Origin of the sequence: Phascolarctobacterium faecium, from assembly GCF_003945365.1 — a bacterium.
Lineage (GTDB): Bacteria > Bacillota > Negativicutes > Acidaminococcales > Acidaminococcaceae > Phascolarctobacterium > Phascolarctobacterium faecium.
Genome location: NZ_AP019004.1, coordinates 72,133 through 89,897, shown reverse-complemented (window position 1 = coordinate 89,897; position 17,765 = coordinate 72,133). Strand labels below are relative to the sequence as shown.

The 17,765-nt window shown below is 44.2% G+C and carries 16 protein-coding genes and 2 tRNA genes; 14 read left to right on the top strand and 4 right to left on the bottom strand.

The features are described from left to right. The first annotated feature begins 33 nt into the window (after nucleotides 1-33). The 4 genes from PFJ30894_RS00415 to PFJ30894_RS00400 all read left to right on the top strand — a co-directional run bounded on the left by PFJ30894_RS00415 (nucleotide 34) and on the right by PFJ30894_RS00400 (nucleotide 2,670). Nucleotides 34-121, top strand: a tRNA-Ser gene (locus PFJ30894_RS00415). A 100-nt stretch (nucleotides 122-221) separates the two neighbouring features. Further along, nucleotides 222-312 (top strand) — tRNA-Ser (locus tag PFJ30894_RS00410). A 230-nt stretch (nucleotides 313-542) separates the two neighbouring features. Next, nucleotides 543-1,763: an aromatic amino acid transport family protein gene (locus tag PFJ30894_RS00405; protein ID WP_021718105.1), complete on the top strand. Its 1,221-nt coding sequence runs from the start codon at nucleotides 543-545 to the stop codon at nucleotides 1,761-1,763. A gap of 13 nt (nucleotides 1,764-1,776) precedes the next feature. Further along, the gene (locus tag PFJ30894_RS00400) at nucleotides 1,777-2,670 is read left to right on the top strand and encodes an acetamidase/formamidase family protein (protein WP_125668748.1); all 894 of its coding nucleotides are present in this window, start codon (nucleotides 1,777-1,779) and stop codon (nucleotides 2,668-2,670) included. A 59-nt stretch (nucleotides 2,671-2,729) separates the two neighbouring features. On the opposite strand, the gene PFJ30894_RS00395 is transcribed toward PFJ30894_RS00400, so the two are convergent. Continuing rightward, a complete protein-coding gene (locus PFJ30894_RS00395) occupies nucleotides 2,730-2,996 on the bottom strand; it encodes a hypothetical protein (protein ID WP_046430933.1) in 267 nt (88 codons plus the stop codon). A gap of 185 nt (nucleotides 2,997-3,181) precedes the next feature. Here PFJ30894_RS00395 and PFJ30894_RS00390 point away from each other — a divergent pair, with 185 nt between their 5' ends. From PFJ30894_RS00390 to gltS, 4 genes are all read left to right on the top strand, one after another. After that, nucleotides 3,182-4,756: a sensor domain-containing diguanylate cyclase gene (locus PFJ30894_RS00390; RefSeq protein WP_125668747.1), complete on the top strand. Its 1,575-nt coding sequence runs from the start codon at nucleotides 3,182-3,184 to the stop codon at nucleotides 4,754-4,756. A 177-nt stretch (nucleotides 4,757-4,933) separates the two neighbouring features. Then, entirely contained in the window at nucleotides 4,934-5,242 is a 309-nt protein-coding gene (gene trxA / locus PFJ30894_RS00385) for a thioredoxin (RefSeq protein ID WP_021718101.1), read from the top strand. Nucleotides 5,243-5,267: 25 nt separating this feature from the next. Beyond that, complete coding sequence (locus PFJ30894_RS00380) at nucleotides 5,268-6,197, top strand: NAD(P)/FAD-dependent oxidoreductase (RefSeq protein ID WP_197714954.1); 930 nt, start codon at nucleotides 5,268-5,270, stop codon at nucleotides 6,195-6,197. Between the two features lie 44 nt (nucleotides 6,198-6,241). Beyond that, nucleotides 6,242-7,435 (top strand): sodium/glutamate symporter, encoded by a 1,194-nt coding sequence (gene gltS / locus PFJ30894_RS00375; protein WP_125668746.1) that lies wholly within the window; start codon nucleotides 6,242-6,244, stop codon nucleotides 7,433-7,435. 61 nt (nucleotides 7,436-7,496) lie between these two features. On the opposite strand, the gene PFJ30894_RS00370 is transcribed toward gltS, so the two are convergent. After that, nucleotides 7,497-8,357: a 2-oxoacid:ferredoxin oxidoreductase subunit beta gene (locus tag PFJ30894_RS00370; RefSeq protein WP_125668745.1), complete on the bottom strand. Its 861-nt coding sequence runs from the start codon at nucleotides 8,355-8,357 to the stop codon at nucleotides 7,497-7,499. A gap of 1 nt (nucleotide 8,358) precedes the next feature. Next, nucleotides 8,359-10,104, bottom strand: coding sequence for a 2-oxoacid:acceptor oxidoreductase subunit alpha (locus tag PFJ30894_RS00365; protein ID WP_125668744.1), 1,746 nt, complete (start codon nucleotides 10,102-10,104; stop codon nucleotides 8,359-8,361). Nucleotides 10,105-10,662: 558 nt separating this feature from the next. Between PFJ30894_RS00365 and PFJ30894_RS00360 the strand changes: the two genes are divergently transcribed. From PFJ30894_RS00360 to PFJ30894_RS00340, 5 genes are all read left to right on the top strand, one after another. Further along, nucleotides 10,663-11,904 carry a porin gene (locus tag PFJ30894_RS00360; RefSeq protein WP_125668743.1) on the top strand — a complete coding sequence of 414 codons (1,242 nt, stop codon included), beginning with the start codon at nucleotides 10,663-10,665 and terminating at the stop codon, nucleotides 11,902-11,904. Between the two features lie 192 nt (nucleotides 11,905-12,096). Beyond that, complete coding sequence (locus PFJ30894_RS00355; RefSeq protein WP_125668742.1) at nucleotides 12,097-12,648, top strand: hypothetical protein; 552 nt, start codon at nucleotides 12,097-12,099, stop codon at nucleotides 12,646-12,648. A gap of 326 nt (nucleotides 12,649-12,974) precedes the next feature. Next, nucleotides 12,975-14,189, top strand: coding sequence for an S-layer homology domain-containing protein (locus PFJ30894_RS00350; protein WP_125668741.1), 1,215 nt, complete (start codon nucleotides 12,975-12,977; stop codon nucleotides 14,187-14,189). Between the two features lie 131 nt (nucleotides 14,190-14,320). Next, nucleotides 14,321-14,860, top strand: a complete 540-nt coding sequence (locus tag PFJ30894_RS00345; protein ID WP_125668740.1) for a hypothetical protein — start codon at nucleotides 14,321-14,323, stop codon at nucleotides 14,858-14,860. Between the two features lie 199 nt (nucleotides 14,861-15,059). Continuing rightward, on the top strand, nucleotides 15,060-15,599 hold the full coding sequence (locus PFJ30894_RS00340; RefSeq protein ID WP_021718092.1) for a hypothetical protein: 540 nt from the start codon (nucleotides 15,060-15,062) through the stop codon (nucleotides 15,597-15,599). A 60-nt stretch (nucleotides 15,600-15,659) separates the two neighbouring features. Here the strand turns inward: PFJ30894_RS00340 and PFJ30894_RS00335 are convergent, their stop codons facing one another. Then, on the bottom strand, nucleotides 15,660-16,052 hold the full coding sequence (locus PFJ30894_RS00335) for a hypothetical protein (protein ID WP_125668739.1): 393 nt from the start codon (nucleotides 16,050-16,052) through the stop codon (nucleotides 15,660-15,662). Nucleotides 16,053-16,464: 412 nt separating this feature from the next. Between PFJ30894_RS00335 and PFJ30894_RS00330 the strand changes: the two genes are divergently transcribed. Continuing rightward, nucleotides 16,465-17,685: an S-layer homology domain-containing protein gene (locus PFJ30894_RS00330; protein ID WP_113077424.1), complete on the top strand. Its 1,221-nt coding sequence runs from the start codon at nucleotides 16,465-16,467 to the stop codon at nucleotides 17,683-17,685. Nucleotides 17,686-17,765 lie beyond the last annotated feature (80 nt).

Genomic DNA, 17,765 nt, shown 5'->3' with positions numbered 1-17,765 from the left:
AGGCATATTTGCCGTATAATATCAAAATAGCACGGAGAGGTGGTCGAGTGGTTTAAGGCTCTGGTCTTGAAAACCAGCGAGGTGCAAGCCTCCGTGGGTTCGAATCCCACCCTCTCCGCCATATTTTTACAACAGCGTTGTAGGGGCCTCGTAATAAATATTTGCGTTGGTACTCTTGAAAAAAATATCAGGATAGTGTATACTATCCAAGTAAGTCAAACGGAGTGGTACTCAAGTGGCTGAAGAGGACGGTTTGCTAAATCGTTAGACGGGGTGACTCGTGCGTGGGTTCGAATCCCACCCACTCCGCCACTATTAAAAGTTTCAGAGCCTTCGAGATTTTTCTCGAAGGCTCTTTTTCTATGTCTGGATAAAGTTTTAAAAGTTTTTCTGGTTTAAATACGCTGTTTCTGTGTAATAAACTTATCAGAAAATGAATAGAAAAAAATTTAAAGTGGCTTTTTATGAAGAAATAGTTGAATATTTGGAAGTTAGTAATACAATGAAAACATAACTTTGTTAAGCTTGAGGGGGCGAAAATAGTGAAATCAGAAAATAATATTGTTGAGGGTGCGCTCAAGGTCCACAAACTTACCTTTTGGGAAGCTGCCATGATCATTGTCGGCGCTAACATCGGGTCCGGCATTTTAGGACTGGCCTATTCGGCCAGAAAAGCCGGCTGGCCGGTATTGATGCTGTGGCTGATCATAGCAGGATTTTTTACGACGGCGTCAATGCTGTATGTGGCTGAAACTACGTTAAGGACCAGAAAGGTCATGCAGCTGCCGGGACTTGCTAAAAAATATGTGGGCGAGCTGGGAGCCTGGCTTGTCTTTATCTCAGTGGCGGCAAATACCATTGGCTGCCTGATTGCTTATACTAATGGCAGCGGCAGGATTTTAAGCGAGATGTTCGGTCTTTCTACACAGATCGGCAGTTTGCTTTTTTCTGTTCCGGCTGTCATTGTAGTCTGGTTTGGCCTGAAAGCGACCGGCGTAGCAGAGAAAGTTATCAGCTTTGGAATGATGGCGTTGCTGGCGGTGATCATAGCAGCATCTTTTTTAGCTGAGAACTCTGATTTGTCCAATGCGATTTTTACAAACTGGACTTATGCGATACCGGTTTTCAATGTTGCGATCTTTTGTTATATCGCTCAGTATGCCGTTCCTGAACTGGCAAGAGGTTTGGCACATGATCAGCAGAAGCTGGCGCCGGCTATTGTTACGGGAATGTCATTGACGATGGTTTTGCTGGCTTTGGTGCCGCTGGCAGTACTTTCTTTGACGGGGCCGGAAAATGTAACGCAGGTAGCAACTATTGCCTGGGGCAAGGCTTTGGGTGAATGGGCCTTTTTTACGGCCAATCTGTTTGCTCTTGCTGCGATGATGACTTCCTATTGGGCGGTTGCCGGCAGTTTTCTTACCAACATCGTGGATAAGTTTAATTTTAAATCGGAGGACGATGTTAAGACCAGGCTGTTTGTTTTGGCATGTGTGGTTATTCCTCCGTTTATTTTGGCGTATAGCGGCTTGGTAAGCTTTGTCGACGCTATTTATCTGGCTGGTACGTTTGGCGGTGTCATTATGTCCGTGCTGCCTGTTTTGATGCTGCGTTCGGCAAGGAAAACAGGTGATATGGAACCTTCATGGCAATGCGGCTGGATCGCGTCTGCCTGGGTGCAGTGGTCAATGATCGTTTTATTCTGCGGTGCTGCTTTGTATGCTGTTTTAGGGTTGTTTGGCCTGCTGCCTGCTGCCTGGTAAGGAGATGACGAAAATGAAAATTTTTGCAAAAGATAAAGTCGTTTTTAACTTCAGTAAAACTAATCAGCCGGTATATTTTGTGGAACCCGGAGAAACGTTTTGGGTCGAAACCGATGATTGTTATAGCGGGCAGATAAAAACAGAAACGGTTTTAAGACCTGATATCGATATAAGCATTATGGACTGTTCTGTGGGTCCTATCGCTGTGAGCGGGGCTGAACCGGGTGACGTTCTCTGCGTTGAGGTACTGGCTATTCAGCTGGCTGAGCAGGGGGTGATGGTTACATCTCCCAGTTTGGGAGTGCTGGGTGAAAAAATCACAGAAGCGCACACTAAAATAATTCCTATCAAAAATGGCTTTGCTGAATTCAATGAAAAAATAAGACTGCCGTTAACGCCGATGATCGGCGTGCTTGGCGTTGCTCCGGCGGAAGGCAGCGTACATTGCGCTGTTCCAGGTGATCACGGTTCTAATATGGATACCAAGCTCATTAAGGTCGGCTCCAAAGTGTATTTGCCGGTATTTGTCAGCGGTGCTAATTTGGCGTTGGGCGATCTGCATGCCTGTATGGGTGACGGCGAGCTGAGCGGGACGGGAATAGAGACAGCCGGCAGAGTATGCCTGCAGGTAGAAGTTATCAAAGACCGGAAGCTGGCGCGTCCGATGCTTGAAACTCCTGATGCTGTTTATACGCTGGCCAGCAGAGCTGATATTCAGGAAGCTATCCAAACAGCAGTGCATGACATGGTAGAATTTTTAATGCTGAAAAAAGAATTGGATTTTGCTGATGCCTACAGACTGTTGAGTGCTGCCTGCGATATTCAGATCAGCCAGTTGGTGAATGATAATATCACTGTAAGGGTAAAAGCACCGAAACTGGATCTGCAGTTGGAATCTGTTTTCTGAAACAGCAGAATAAACATAAAAAAATAAAACCACCCTGTTTATTACGGGTGGTTTTATTTTCAGCCCAGGCCGTTGAAGCGTGCCAAAGTATCATAAACTGTATGCGCCAGCTTATTTTTGTAAGCAGCAGGCAGCTGTTTTAAAACAGCAGATTCTTCTATCAAAGCTGCCAGGCTGTTTAAATTCGACATTTGGCAGCAGTTGGGCAGCAGGATATTGCTGATGATCAGCGATAGAGCGGGCAAATGTGTTTCCGGCTCCTGCTGCCAGTTATCAGGCAGGGCTTGTGCTATTGCAGTTTCTAAAAGAGTGGCAATATTTGTCATGATAGGCCTCGGTTTTCGGTTTCTTGAAAATAGTATAACATAGGAAGGCTGATGTTGCTGAAACTGTAGACAAAAAAGAATTAATAGCATATAATTTGATGTAATATAAATAAAATAGTTAGAAGAATTTCAATAATATGCTTGTGTAATAATTTATGGGGAATTAAAAAGTTGGGTGTGAAAACGTGTACCATTATAAATTACAGGTATTGATTTTAAGCCAGGATAATCGTATATATGATGCTGTCAGTGCTCTTGAACCGCTGGCTGGTTTTGAGCACGAGCTGCTTTTAAGGCAGTCGGCAGACGCAGCTGTTAAAACTGCTGATGTTATTGTCTGTGAATTGTCAGGAGCAGTTTTGGCAGAGCTTGTCAAAAACTCTAAGCCGGATGCCGCAATAGTTTTTTGTGCTGAGCCGCAAACTGCAGAGCAGCTGGATGCAGCTGTTTATCAGTCGCTGACAGATCTTTGGATCAGGCCATGTACTGAAGCTTTTGTGGCTTTTAGGCTGCACAGACTTTTTGAACATATCAAGATCATAAAAGACTGTCATCTGGCGCAGCGTTATCTTGATACCGGGATCAACAGTATTCCCAGCCTGATCTGGTTTAAAGATATCCGCGGCGCGCATTTAAAGGTCAATGACAGTTTTTGCCGTGCCGTTGGTAAGACCAAGGCAGATGTTGAGGGCCGCGGCCATTATTATATCTGGGATATGAAAAAGGAAGAATACGAGCAGGGTGAGTATATTTGTCTGGAATCGGAAGAGATCGTCCTGCAGGAAAAGAAAACCTGTATTTTCGACGAAAAGGTCAAAACTAAGCATGGAATGCGGCAGTTTAAGACTTACAAGTCGCCGATTTTTGATGATAATGAGCAGTTGATCGGTACTGTTGGCATCGCGCACGACGTCACTGATCTGGAAAATATGGGGGCGGAGCTGGAAGTTATCCTGCGTAATCTTCCTTTTGCGGTTTTGCTGACTAACGAGGCCGGCAAGATCATCAATGCCAATGATATCTGCTCGCAGTATTTTACAGAAGGAAAAGAAGCTATGATCGGGCAGGAGTATCAGCAGTGGAAGCAGCAGAATTTAGCTGATATGAGTGAGATCAATGCAAAAGGCTATGCCGATGCAAAAGTGCTTGTCGGTCGGCGTGAAAAAAATCTGGAGATTTACGAAAAGCCTATTTTTGATGTTTTCGGTACGGCTGTAGGTATGCTGTGTATGTGCCGCGACGTAACCGTTGAACGGCTGCTGGAAAAGAAAATTATTTACAGTGCCAACACCGACCAGCTGACAGATCTTTATAACCGCCGTTATTTTTATGAATATATGACGCGTAATAAAATCATGTCTAAGCATGTCAACCTTTTTTATATCGACCTTGATAATTTTAAAAAGATCAACGATGAATATGGACATCAGGCCGGAGATATGGTTTTGGTAATGGTAGCCAAGCTGCTGAAGCAGACCTTCGGAGCTGAATTTATTGCCCGTGTCGGCGGCGACGAGTTTTTAGCGGTAGTTTTAGGCTCGAAGACAGATGCGGAGCTGGCAATTTTGGCAGAAAGATTTTTGAGCAGTCTGCAGCAGACGATTGCCGACAATGCTAAGTTCGCCGTGCTGTCAGCCAGCATCGGTATTGCCGTCAGTAATGCGCTTACTGATGTCGACCTGCTGATACGTCAGAGTGACTCGGCCTTGTACGAAGCCAAAAGAAACGGCAAGAAACAGTATAAAATATATCACAAATGACCATAAAAGCACTTTGCCGGGTATATAAAGGTAAAGTGCTTTTAGTTTTCCGGCGTATCAGAAAAAAATTATTGATATTTTAACAATGATAATGTAATTATTATTTGTTGCAATTATAATCATTAATGGTTAAAATTAAGATATAAATAAAATATATTGATAAAAGGAGCGATTATTATGGCAGTTGTACATATTACTAATGAAACTTTCGAAAAAGAAGTTATGCAGGCTGAAGGGAAAGTCCTGGTAGATTTTTGGGCATCCTGGTGCGGCCCCTGCCGTATGCTGGGACCGGTTATTGATCAGCTGGGCAGCGAACTGACTGATGTGAAAGTCTGCAAGATCGATGTTGATGCCAATCAGGATCTGGCAGCAAAGTATAAAGTTGAAACGATTCCTACCCTGGTCGTGTTTGAAGGCGGCAAGGAAGTGAAACGTTCTGTCGGCGTACAGCCGAAGCCGGCTATTTTGGCAATGCTGAAATAAATTGCGGCTGGGAAGCGGTGAAACTATGACTGAAAAACAAATTATGACTGATGTTTTGATCGTCGGCGCAGGTACTGCGGGCTTGACGGCGGCAGTCTATGCCGCTCGTGCTGGTAAATCTGTTAAACTGGTCGAGCAGTATTTGCAGGGCGGGCAGATCATCAATGCTTCGCATGTAGAGAATTTCCCCGGCTTTGAATCCATTGCCGGCTTTGAATTTGCCGAAGCACTTTATAATCAGGCTATCAAAATGGGTGCGGAAATCGTTTACGATAAAGTGACCGGACTGCAGGATTACGGCAGCCATAAAGGCGTACAGACTGAATATGGCGGCGAACTGCTTGCAAAAGCAGTGATTCTGGCGACCGGTGCGCGGGTGCGTCCGCTGGGACTGGAAAATGAAGACCGTTTTATTGGTTCCGGCGTTTCCTACTGCGCTACCTGTGACGGAGCCTTTTTTAAAGATAAAAACGTGGCCGTCGTCGGCGGCGGTAATACAGCGCTCGATGATGCGCTGGTATTGAGCTTTACAAGTAAAAAGGTTTATCTCATCCATCGCAGCGATACTTTCAGCGGCGAAAAACGGTTGCTGGAAAAGCTGCAGAAGCATGATAACGTTGTTTTCATTCTTGACAGTGAAGTAACAGCCATCAATGGCTCTGAACGGCTGGAGTCGCTGGGCATCCGCAATAAGGTCAGCGGCGAGGAACAGACGCTGGATGTCGATGCCGTTTTTATCGCTATCGGCCATGTTCCGGATAATAAAGCTTTCGCGTCTTTGGTTGAGCTGGACGCTTATGGTTACATTAAAACTGATGAAAATTGTGCGACTTCCTGTCCCGGCATTTATGCTGCCGGCGACGGCCGCGTTAAAAAGGTGCGCCAGCTGACGACGGCTGCCGCTGATGGTACGGAAGCTGCCCTGGCAGCTTGCGATTACATTGACCTTTTATGATGGACGAATGGGTGGAACAATCTTTTTAAGGATCGTGATACCTGATGAATATTGATTTGGATATGTATCAAATGACTGCTGTAGCAGTAGTTGTATACTATGTTGGCCTGCGTTTAAAACGCAGGTTCAATATTTTTGACCAGTACTGTATCCCGGCTCCGGTTATCGGCGGCGTTCTGTTTTCTCTGCTGAATCTGGTCATGACGACCGGAGGCTTTTGGCAGTTGACGCTGGATACATCGCTGCAGGGATTTTTTATGACGATGTTTTTTACCAGCATTGGTTATACGGCCAGCTTGCGTATGCTGAAAGAAGGCGGACTCAGCGTTTTGAAGCTGGTAGCTGTCTGCGCCGTACTTATCGTTATGCAGAACCTTGTTGGTATCGGACTGGCCTCGGTTTTTAATTTGGGGCCGCTGATCGGTATGGCAACGGGTTCGATCCCGATGGTCGGCGGGCATGGTACGGCTGGTTCCTTCGGTCCTCTGCTCGAACAGATGGGCGCGCAGGGGGCGGCGACTGTGGCTATTGCTGCGGCAACCTTCGGTCTGGTTATGGGCAGCGTTATCGGCGGGCCGATCGCCCGTTATCTGATCGATAAAGACAATCTTTTCTGTTTTGAATGTGTGCAGGAGCCGGTGCATAAAACTCCTGTTGTCGGGAAGGAAGCTTATGCTGTCGATAAAGAATATTTCCTTTTCGGTATCGGTCAGCTTTTGGTGGCAATGGGTATCGGGTCATGGATCACAGGCCTGATAACATCTTTTGGTGTTACCTTCCCGTCGTACATCGGGGCGATGCTGGCGGCTGCCGTTATTCGCAACCTGTCCGACCTGACCGGAAGGTACGAAGTTTTTTCCAAAGAAATCGACGTTATGGGCAGCGTGTCGCTGTCGATCTTCCTGTCAATGGCACTGATGGGCCTGAAATTGTGGCAGCTCAGCGAACTGGCACTGCCGCTGGTGGTAATGCTGCTGGCGCAGACGGCGATGATGGCTTTGTTTGCCCGCTTTGTTATTTTCAATTTAATGGGGCGCGATTATGAGGCCGCTGTTATTACCGCTGCCGGCTGCGGCTTCGGTATGGGTGCCACACCTAATGCCATGGCTAATATGAATGCTATCGTTGCACGTTACGGACCGGCGCCTAAAGCTTATTTTATCGTACCTTTGGTCGGCAGTCTGTTCATTGATTTTATCAATGCCTTTATTATTACCCTGTTTTTGAATATGTTTTAAAGTGCTGTTAATAAAAAATACCACCCTTTGGGTGGTATTTTTTATTTTGCTTATTTTGTTTTTACTTAAAACCTTCCAGCAGTTTGTTAAAGTTTGCCTGCGGCATTTTTTCAACGTTTTTAATAGTGTTGAAACCGGCAAGGCCGCTGGCCTGTTCGTAAGAAGCGCGGTCGCTTTCGTACAGCAGCCCGGTCAGCATACCTTCTTTTTCCATAATATGCCGTGCGGCCGCACCTTTATCATGCGGGTCGTAGCCGGCAATATCTTTGACGTCGCTCAGATGCTCGCGGAACCATTCATAAGTATTGGTATGGTTAAAAGTTACGCAGGGGCTGAACACATTCACGAAGGAAAAACCCTCGTGACGTACGGCTGCGACGATCAGATCTACCAGCTGCGGCAGCTGGGCTGAAAAGCCCTGCGCTACAAAAGTTGCTCCGGAAGCTAAAGCCAGTTCCAAAGCAGCGATCGGGGTCTCGATATTGCCTGTCGGCGTGGTTTTGGTTTTAAAGCCAACATCACTGCGGGGAGATGTCTGACCTTTGGTAAGGCCATAGACATGATTATCCATCAGGATATAAGTGATATTGACATTGCGGCGCATAGCATGGATAGTATGCGCTGTGCCAATGGCAAAGCCGTCGCCGTCGCCGCCGCAGGCGATAACGGTCAATTCAGGGTTTGCCAGCTTAACGCCCTGGGCAAAAGGCAGAGCGCGGCCATGAGTTGTGTGCATGCCGTAGGCGTATAGATAACCGCCGATACGGCCGCTGCAGCCAATGCCGGAAACCAGTGCCAGCTGATGCGGTTCCAGATTTAGTTTTACTGCTGCCTGCTGCAGAGCCATTTGAACGGCGTAGTCACCGCAGCCCGGACACCAGTTGGGTTTTACCTGATTTTGAAAACTAGCTAAATTCGACATCTTACAGCACCTCCTTGCATTTGGCCAGCAATTCTTCTTTATAGAAAATATCACCGTTGTATTTTAAGATAGAATGCAGCTCCGGACAGGGCGGTACATTCATTTTTATCAGCCGTGCCAGCTGTGCCGTGGCATTGTGCTCGACGACGACGATTTTTTTCGCTTCCTGCAGATAATGGTTGAGAGCGCAGACCGGGAAGGGCGATAACAGCCGAATCTGGACATGATTGACGCGCAGGCCTTTTTCGCGCAGCTCCTCAGCAACTTCGCTGATGACGGCGCGGGTGCCTGCCATACCAATGATCAGCAGATCGCTTTGCGGATAGGGAGCGTCTTCATAAAGCGGGTTTTCAAATGTATCAACAACGCTGCGGACCTTGCGCAGGCGTTTATCGGACTGTGCTGTACGCATGGCCCTGTTTTCAGAAGGTCGGCCGACTTCATCATGCTCCAGCCCGGTGCCGAGGCTGATGCCGTTTGGCGTGCCCGGCAGGACTCGCATGGAAATGCTGCCTTCTGCTTCCAGATCATAGCGTTTAAAATACTCCGGCGATTTGATTTCCGGCAATCCGTCCTTGACCAGCTTGCCGCGCCGCACCTGCAGTTTGCCGTAATCAAGGCTGGTTACGGACTGTTTGCCTAAAGACAGCTGCAGGTCAGAAAGCACGATGACCGGACATTGATATTCTTCAGCCAGATTAAAGGCTTCAAAAGTGTCGTAAAAAGATTCTTCTATAGAAGAAGGCGAAATAACGATTTTGGCAGTGTCGCCGTGTGTATTATAGATCGCTGCCATCAGGTCCGACTGCTCATGCTTGGTCGGCAGGCCGGTACTGGGGCCGCCTCTTTGTGTATCGATCACGACCAGCGGGGTCTCTGTCATTTCCGCCAGGCCGATTGCTTCCGCCATCAGCGATAAGCCTGGGCCTGCTGTCGCAGTAAAAGCGCGGGCGCCGGCATAAGCTGCGCCGATCGCCATCGTGCAGGCCGAGATCTCGTCTTCCGTCTGCAGCATCACGCCGCCTTCGGCAGGTGCGTATTTTACCATATATTCCATAATTTCTGAAGAGGGAGTTATCGGATAGGCCGACATGAATTTGGCGCCCGAGGTCAAAGCCCCCAGAGCTACTGCTTCATTGCCCAGCATAAACAGCTTCGGCTGTGGATTTTCCAGCTCCGGCATCGTAAAGGCTGCCAGCAGATCATGATAATTATTTTTAATATATTCGTAGCCTGTTTCCAGCGCCAGGCGGTTTGTCTCCATGACCTCGGCGCCTTTGCGGCCGTATTGTTTTTCCAGCAGCGGCAGCAGTTTGGCAGTATTGATGCCCAGTAAAGCGGCGGTGATGCCTAAAGCCAGAATGTTTTTCGGCAGTGTTGTACCGTCTGCTTTGCTCAGTTCGTTCCAGGACAGAGCAACAGTGCGTACCTTTGGTTTTTTACCTTCCAGCCAAGCAGCATCGGTAACTAAAATGCCTTCAGCCGTCAGTTCAGGCGCATCCACCTCCAGTGTGTCCGGGTCCATCGCGATCAGCAGATTGCAGCTGCTGGCGATCGTAGCTACCGGATGGTTGGCGATACGCAGCTTGTAGCTGGTGTGGCCGCCCTTGATCCGGGACGAAAACTGACGGTAACCATACACGTCATAGCCCAGAGAGCATAAAGCTGCGGCGAAAATCTCACCCAGGCTCTCTAAGCCTTCGCCCTGCTGGCCGCCGGCCTTCCACGATAATTCTTGTTTTTTCATACAATATCCCTCCTTATTAAAAGGTTTTTTAGTACAGGTATTTACCCGGGAGAAGTTTAAAAAATTCACCCTGTGCAGATAAGTTTCTGTATCTATAGTTTAACCTATTTCTGCGGAAAATAGCAGTAGCAATTAGATTTAAAAACTTTTTAAATATGTTGAAAATAGCCTGCAGATACGGCAGTACAGCTGCAAATAAGTAATTTATAAAAGCATAGCCTGTAAAAATAATTTTTCGTTGGTAAACAGGACGCGGCAATGCTTTGGTAAAAACAGCGAATTATCCGAAAATAAAGAAAAATACAATGATTAGTTATATTTTTAACAAAATAACTTGCAATAATTCTGAAAATAATGTAAAATATGTCCAAACAATGAATTATATATAGGATAATAATTGTTTTTTAACCTGTTTATAATGCGTTGAAGAAAGTATCTAAGCAAAGCAGTGCGCCGAGTAGAGGAAACTAGGTAACTCGCATGAAGCAAACTGATGCGCACAGATTCCTTTCCGGGACGTTTTATAAAAATAAAACATTTCCGAAGGAGGAAATAACAATGAAAAAATCTTTAGTATTAGCAATGGCAATGGCATTGGGCGTAACTGCTTCTGCCTATGCTGCAAACCCCTTCTCCGATGTACCTGCAGGTCATTGGGCATATGATTCCGTAAACAAACTGGCAGCAGCTGGTATCGTTGACGGTTATGGCAACGGCACTTTCGGTGGCGATCGTCTGATGACCCGTTACGAAATGGCTCAAATCGTTGCAAAAGCAATGGCAAAAGGCGCTAACGTAGATCGTTTGGCAGCTGAATTTGCTGACGAACTGGACAGCCTTGGCGTTCGCGTTGCAGCTTTGGAGAAAAAATCCGACAATGTAAAAATCAATGCTCAGATCCGTGCTCATTATCAATCCTATGACAAACATACTAAAAAAGATAGTAGTAAATTGCGTTCTCGTATTTGGCTCAATGGTCAAATTAATGAAGATTGGAAATATGTTGGTATGTTGCAAAACGAGCAGGACCTTCGCAACGATAAGGGCGATGAAGATACTGATTTCCAACGTGCTTTCGTTACCGGCCGTATTGGCGGCGTGAAAGTTGAAGCTGGTCGTAACAACACTGCTCTTGGCGGTGGCGTAGGTAATATCCTCAGCAATCGTACCGATTCCGTTAAACTTGGTTTTGGTAAAGATTTAAAAGTTGGTTTACAATATGGTAAAGTTTCCAGCGGCAATGACAAAACTCCTAAGGCTGACACTTATTGGGCTGCTACTGTAGGTGGCGAAATCGGAAACCTCGGTTTGACTGCTGGCTACTACAATTTTGATAATGTTTACAAACTTGGTCAATATACTAGTAAAAATAATGGTGGCGTAGATGACGCTATCTGGGCTATCGGTGCTGACTACAAATTTGGCGATTTCAAATTGGATGCTACTTATTTGAAATCTGATGCTGATAAAACTGAGGCAGGAGTTAAACTTGACGATGACGGTTATGTAATTGGCTTGACTTATAAAGGCGCTAAAGCTGCTAAAGCTGGCACTTATGGCATCTACGCTAAATACTATGACCAGGGCGCTGGCACCTACATCCATCATGGCATGAACACTGATTTGGCTAACGATTTCGGTGCTTATGGTTTCAAAGGTTACATGGTAGGCGTTAACTATGCTTTGGCAAAAAATATCGTTGCAGCTGTTGAATATTCTGATTTCGACGCTAAAGACAACTACACTGGTAAAAAACCCAGTGACAAAACTATCTGGTCCGAAGTTGTCTTCACTTTCTAATTTTAGTGAATCTGCTTCTCTAAGGGCGATCTTACGATCGCCCTTTTTTATATCTTGGAATCAAAATCATTGAATGTGTTATTTTAACTTTATTATAATAATTGACATATTATCCGCTTTGGCTCTATTTTTTTTGTTTGTTTTATGATAAAATAACTTATAATTGATAGTTATTTGAAGGAGGTTATATCAATGAAAAATATTCTGCGCTATTTATTGCTGGCTTTAGTTGTGATTGGTTTTACTGTCCCCGTTTTCGGTAAAGCCGAAGCCGCTAAAATAGCTATTCTGCCGCTGGCGAATAATGTAGCGGATGATGAGCTTTCCAGTCAGGTTTTCTTTAATGAATGTATGGATTATTTCAAATTCCCCGAATTTGACATGATCGATGATACTGTGCTTGACAAAGCTTTGAAGGAAGAAAATTATGCTGCTGTTGGTAAAAATGGCCCTGACGAAGCAATGCTCAAACGTATCATGGCTAAAACAGGCGCTGATATGGCCTTGATGATGAGCTTGGATGAACTGAGCCTGGAGCCGCAGATGGGTATGATCGAAGATTATTATAAATTTAAAATCAAAGCTCGTATCATGTATGTCAATGGTCTTACTGGTAAGGTCACTAAAGATCATATCAATGATGAAGAAATGGTTGAATACCCGGTTATTGCCCGCAGTGATTATGAACATAATGAGTTTCGTAACCATGTGATTCGCGAATTGAAAAAAGTTGCTAAATTTTAATATTATTTCTAAAACCGGCAATCTTTATGATTGTCGGTTTTAATTATTATATTTATAAGTTCGATTTATAATTATAATTTATAAAATTGCATAATAAAAGATGAAAAGAAAATCAGATTACATTTTTGCTGCATAAAAATAAAAAATACTTGTCAAATTAGTGAAAATACGGTAAAATAAACTAAGTTTATAATCAGTTGATTAAGGAATAATCTTTATAGTTGGATTTGCAGAGGAAACAAGGCAACTCGCCGCAATGATTACTAAAGAAGTTATTCTAAAACAGCAAAATTATAAACTTAATAATTTCCTGAGGAGGAATAACAATGAAAAAATCTTTAGTATTAGCAATGGCTATGGCTTTGGGCGTAACTGCTTCTGCCTATGCTGCAAACCCCTTCTCCGATGTACCTGCAGGTCATTGGGCATATGATTCCGTAAACAAACTGGCAGCAGCTGGTATCGTTGACGGTTATGGCAACGGCACTTTTGGTGGCGATCGCCTGATGACCCGTTACGAAATGGCTCAAATCGTTGCTAAAGCAATGGCAAAAGGCGCTAACGTAGATCGTTTGGCAGCTGAATTTGCTGATGAACTGGATAGCCTTGGTGTTCGCGTTGCAGCTTTGGAGAAAAAATCTGACAACGTAAAAATCACTGGCGAAGTTCGTGCTCGTTACGTTGACCAAAAGGCTAAAGCTAATGGTGGCGACGGTTATGTAGCTGATCTTCGTTCTCGTATTTGGTTGACCGGCCAAGTCAATGAAGACTGGAAATATACCGGTATGATTGAAAACGTTCAAAACTTTGCTAATGATAAAGGTAATGAAGATACCAATTTCCAACGCGCTTATGTTGAAGGTAAATTGGGTGGTATGGCTGTAACTGCTGGCCGTTATAACGAATTCTTGGCTAACGGTAATATTTATGATGACCGTGCTGATGCTGTGGCATTAACCTATGGCGATAAAGTAAATGTTATGCTGGTTGCTGGTAAAGCTGATCCCGGTACTGAAGATTTGGTAGCTAACAGTTATGCTGGTGGTGAATTGGGCGCTACTTTTGGTGCTTTTACTGCAACTGCCGGTTATTATAACTTTAAAGATATTGGCTTCAAAGATTCTAGTGTAGACAATGACATTTGGTTCGTTGGTGCTGGCACCAATTTCGGTGACTTTGGTCTCAACGCTATGTATTTGAAAGGCGATGCGAGTTATAAAAACCATAGTACTGATGTAGGTGATGATGGCTGGACTGTTGGTTTGACTTATAAAGGTGCGGAAGCTGCAGAGAAAGGTACTTGGGGATTGTTTGCCAACTACTATGATCAAGGTCTTCAAACGTACTTAGCACACACTACAGATGCGAACAGCTTTTTAGGTCAAGGTTTTAAAGGTTATGGTGTTGGTGCTAATTATACTGTAGCTAAAAACATTGTTGCTACTGTTGCTTACTATGATACTGAAGCTAAAACAGCTTTCGAAAACATGCCCAAAGAAAAAGACCATAGAATCTGGACTGATTTGACTTTCACTTTCTAATTTAACTGAATTAGATACTGTAAATTTAAAAGCGGCTGCTTAGGCAGCCGCTTTTTTCAACAAAACAGTTTTTGATTGTTAGGAAATGTGTTAAGATATCTTCAGATGCTTTTTACTGAAGGAGGTAAATAATGAAAAAATTCTTTAATTATGTGCTTTTGGCGTTAGTCACGATTTGCTTTGCTCTGCCATTGGGCGGTAAGGCCGAAGCGGCTAAAGTAGCCGTTGTGCCGCTGGCTAATCATGTTGCCGGCGATGAACTGGCCGGTACCATTTACATGCAGGAGGCTTTGGCGCTGTTCCGTTATCCTGAATTTGACCTTTTGGGTGAGGATGTAGTGCTGGAAGCTATCGGCAGTGAAAACGGCCTTGCTGATTACAGCAAAGCAGCTTTAGAGAGGGTAGCTCAGGCTACCGGCGCTGACGTTGTAGTGGCTATGCAGCTGGACAAACTTGATGCTAAGCGGATGCCGCAGCGTAAAGAAGCAACTTTGAAAATGGATCTGCGCGGCAAATTTGCTTCGCTGAATACTGTTACTGGTGCTTATTATTATAAAGACCTGCGTGATACCAGAACGATCGAGGAAGCCGTTACGGTGCGCGGTGACTGGGAACATGAAGTATTGCAGAATGTAGTGCGTAATGCCTTTAAAAAGGTTGCGGGGAAATAACCTGTAGTTTGATAAAAAATAACGTCAGCCATTAAGGCTGACGTTATTTTTATCGTTTATATTTTTAAAGGAAACGTAATAAAATTTAACAAAGGTTCTTGTGAAAAAAGCAAATTTGTATCTCCTCTTGTTTTTTACAGTTAAAATGTGCTAAGATGTTCAGAGTAGACATCTAATCTGGTATAGAGGAGGCTCTTTAATGAAAAAAATTATGAATTTTGTACTAATGGCTGTTTTGGCTGTTTGTTTTGTACTGCCGGCAGCAGGTAAGGCTGAAGCCGCAAAATTGGCTGTTGTCCCGCTGGCTAACCATGTAGAAGATAACACTACTGCAAGTATGATTTACATGGAAGAGATCATGGATACGTTTAAGTTTCCTGAGTTTGATATGATTGCCGAGGATGTTGTGGATAAGGCAGTAGGCAGCAGGAATATTTCTGATTTCAGTAAAGCCAACCTGGAACGTATTGCCCGTGAAAGCGGTGCGGATATCGTTATTGCCATGTCGCTTGATAAACTGGATGACAAAGCTTTGTTTCCCCGTCGCGAGCCTACTTTGAAGCTGGATATGAGCGGTGAGTTTGCATTTTTGAACAAAGTTACCGGCAGATATTATGTTAAAAAGTATTCTGACGATATGGAAATTGAAGAGATTTTGACTGTACGCAGTGATTGGAAGAGCGAAGAATTTGCCAAGACTGTACGCAGTTATTTGAAAAAGGTGACCCAATTTAAATAGGCTTATTATTGAAAGGGGCAGCTGATCATAGATCAGCTGCCCCTTTTTTGGTTCCTGCTGTCAGTCACCTTCTCCTCCCGATTGAGAAGGGTCGAATTTCCATTTGCGCTGACGTTCAAAATCACTGTCATTCTTACGTTTTTTGTCTTTTTTATGGTGACGGTTTTCCTCTGTGCGTTTTTTCTCTTCCTGACGTTCCCAGCGTTCACGGTCCCGGCGCTCTTGCTTGTCGGATTCATATTCTTTGCCGCGCCGTTTTTTTTCACGGTCCCAGGCTTCCTGTTCTTTGCGTTCCCTATCGGCCATGCCCAGGGTTATGTTCGTATAACTGCTGACGTTTTGATAATAGCTGTTTCGAGAGGGGGTCGGAATAATATTATTTGAGGCTTCGGAGCTGAATGAAGGCAGGCAGGCTGCCAGGATGATACCTGCTGTAAGCAGTGTTTTTTTCATTTTAGGACCTCCTTTATATTCGTAATTTACTTATTCTAACATAATTCATTTGTTATATACAATGGCCTTATTTTATAAGAATAGAGATAGGATAGGCGAAAATAATTTTTGGTGTAATAATGCAATTTTTAAAAATAAAATTATGGGATATTGGCAGAAAAAATAATTAAAAGCTTATAAAATGATGAATTTACTGATTTTCAGTTAAAATAAATAAATGGTAATTAACCTTGCAAAAAGGAAGGCCAATGTTTAGAATATATAAAAGCTTATACTTTTAGATCAAAAAAATAATGAAATGGATTTCTGTAAGTAGAGGAAACAAGGCAACTCGCACTAAAGGAGATTCGGAATTATTTATTTGAGCGCAAAGTCTTTATAAGCTTAATAAATTTCCGAGGAGGAAAGAAACATGAAAAAATCTTTAGTACTTGCAATGGCAATGGCATTGGGCGTAACTGCTTCTGCCTATGCTGCAAATCCCTTCTCCGATGTGCCGGCAGGCCATTGGGCGTATGATTCCGTAAACAAGCTGGCGGCAGCTGGTATCGTTGACGGTTATGGCAACGGCACTTTTGGTGGCGATCGCCTGATGACCCGTTATGAAATGGCACAAATCGTAGCAAAAGCAATGGCAAAAGGCGCTAACGTAGATCGTTTGGCAGCTGAATTTGCTGACGAACTGGACAGTCTTGGCGTACGTGTTGCAGCTTTGGAGAAAAAATCTGATAATGTTAAAATTACAGGTGAGTTCCGTGCTTTGTATGCTAACCATGAAGGTAAAGGCAGCATTTCCAACGATTATGAAAGCACTTTGCGTTCCCGTATCTGGATCACAGGTCAGATCAATGACGGCTGGAAATATACCGGTATGCTGCAGAACACGCAGGATCTGTCTACTGATTCCGGTGACGAAAGCACTGATTTCCAACGTGCCTATCTGGAAGGCCGACTCGGCGGTATGGATGTAACTGCCGGCCGTTACAATGCATTCTTTGCTGACGGTAATATCTATGATAATCGTGCTGATGGCGTGGAAGTTTCTTACGGCGATAAAATCAAGATCATTGGTGCCGCTGGTAAGGCAACTGACGATCTCGATAAGCTGGGCGTTTCCGGAACTACCGGCGGCAGCTATGCAGGCGGCGCTGTAGTTGCTGATTTCGGTAAATTCAACGCGTCTGCAGGTTACTATAACTTTAAAGACATTTTAGCTAAAAACAGTAAACTTGATAATGCAATCTGGTTCGTAGGTGCCGGTACTGAGTTTGGCGATTTTGCTTTGAATGCCATGTACCTTAAAGGCGATATGAGCTATCATGATGTTGATCTTGACGGCCTTGATGATGACGGCTGGACTGTAGGGTTGACCTTCAAGGGTGCGGAAGCAGCTAAAAAAGGTTCCTGGGGCCTGTTTGCCAACTATTATGATTTAGGCGGACAAACCTATATTGCTCATACTACTGATGCTAATACCTTTGACGGACAAGGTTTTAAAGGTTATGGTGTAGGTGCAAATTATACTGTTGCTAAAAATATGGTTTTAACTGCTGCTTACTATGATACTAAATCTAAATTTGATACCAGTGATAAAGACAAAATCATGTGGACTGATCTGACGATCACTTTCTAAGACAGATTTTTGCAGTTAATTAAGTAATCTGAACTAAAAACGGCCGCATATGCGGCCGTTTTTGTATACTTTGGAACAAG

What these genes read in the sequence shown, in the direction of transcription:
- PFJ30894_RS00400 (WP_125668748.1), top strand. Translation starts at nt 1,777, where the DNA reads ATGAAAATTTTTGCAAAAGATAAAGTCGTTTTTAACTTCAGTAAAACT.
- PFJ30894_RS00395 (WP_046430933.1), bottom strand. Translation starts at nt 2,996, where the DNA reads ATGACAAATATTGCCACTCTTTTAGAAACTGCAATAGCACAAGCCCTG.
- trxA (WP_021718101.1), top strand. Translation starts at nt 4,934, where the DNA reads ATGGCAGTTGTACATATTACTAATGAAACTTTCGAAAAAGAAGTTATG.
- PFJ30894_RS00380 (WP_197714954.1), top strand. Translation starts at nt 5,268, where the DNA reads ATGACTGAAAAACAAATTATGACTGATGTTTTGATCGTCGGCGCAGGT.
- gltS (WP_125668746.1), top strand. Translation starts at nt 6,242, where the DNA reads ATGAATATTGATTTGGATATGTATCAAATGACTGCTGTAGCAGTAGTT.
- PFJ30894_RS00370 (WP_125668745.1), bottom strand. Translation starts at nt 8,357, where the DNA reads ATGTCGAATTTAGCTAGTTTTCAAAATCAGGTAAAACCCAACTGGTGT.
- PFJ30894_RS00365 (WP_125668744.1), bottom strand. Translation starts at nt 10,104, where the DNA reads ATGAAAAAACAAGAATTATCGTGGAAGGCCGGCGGCCAGCAGGGCGAA.
- PFJ30894_RS00360 (WP_125668743.1), top strand. Translation starts at nt 10,663, where the DNA reads ATGAAAAAATCTTTAGTATTAGCAATGGCAATGGCATTGGGCGTAACT.
- PFJ30894_RS00355 (WP_125668742.1), top strand. Translation starts at nt 12,097, where the DNA reads ATGAAAAATATTCTGCGCTATTTATTGCTGGCTTTAGTTGTGATTGGT.
- PFJ30894_RS00350 (WP_125668741.1), top strand. Translation starts at nt 12,975, where the DNA reads ATGAAAAAATCTTTAGTATTAGCAATGGCTATGGCTTTGGGCGTAACT.
- PFJ30894_RS00345 (WP_125668740.1), top strand. Translation starts at nt 14,321, where the DNA reads ATGAAAAAATTCTTTAATTATGTGCTTTTGGCGTTAGTCACGATTTGC.
- PFJ30894_RS00340 (WP_021718092.1), top strand. Translation starts at nt 15,060, where the DNA reads ATGAAAAAAATTATGAATTTTGTACTAATGGCTGTTTTGGCTGTTTGT.
- PFJ30894_RS00335 (WP_125668739.1), bottom strand. Translation starts at nt 16,052, where the DNA reads ATGAAAAAAACACTGCTTACAGCAGGTATCATCCTGGCAGCCTGCCTG.
- PFJ30894_RS00330 (WP_113077424.1), top strand. Translation starts at nt 16,465, where the DNA reads ATGAAAAAATCTTTAGTACTTGCAATGGCAATGGCATTGGGCGTAACT.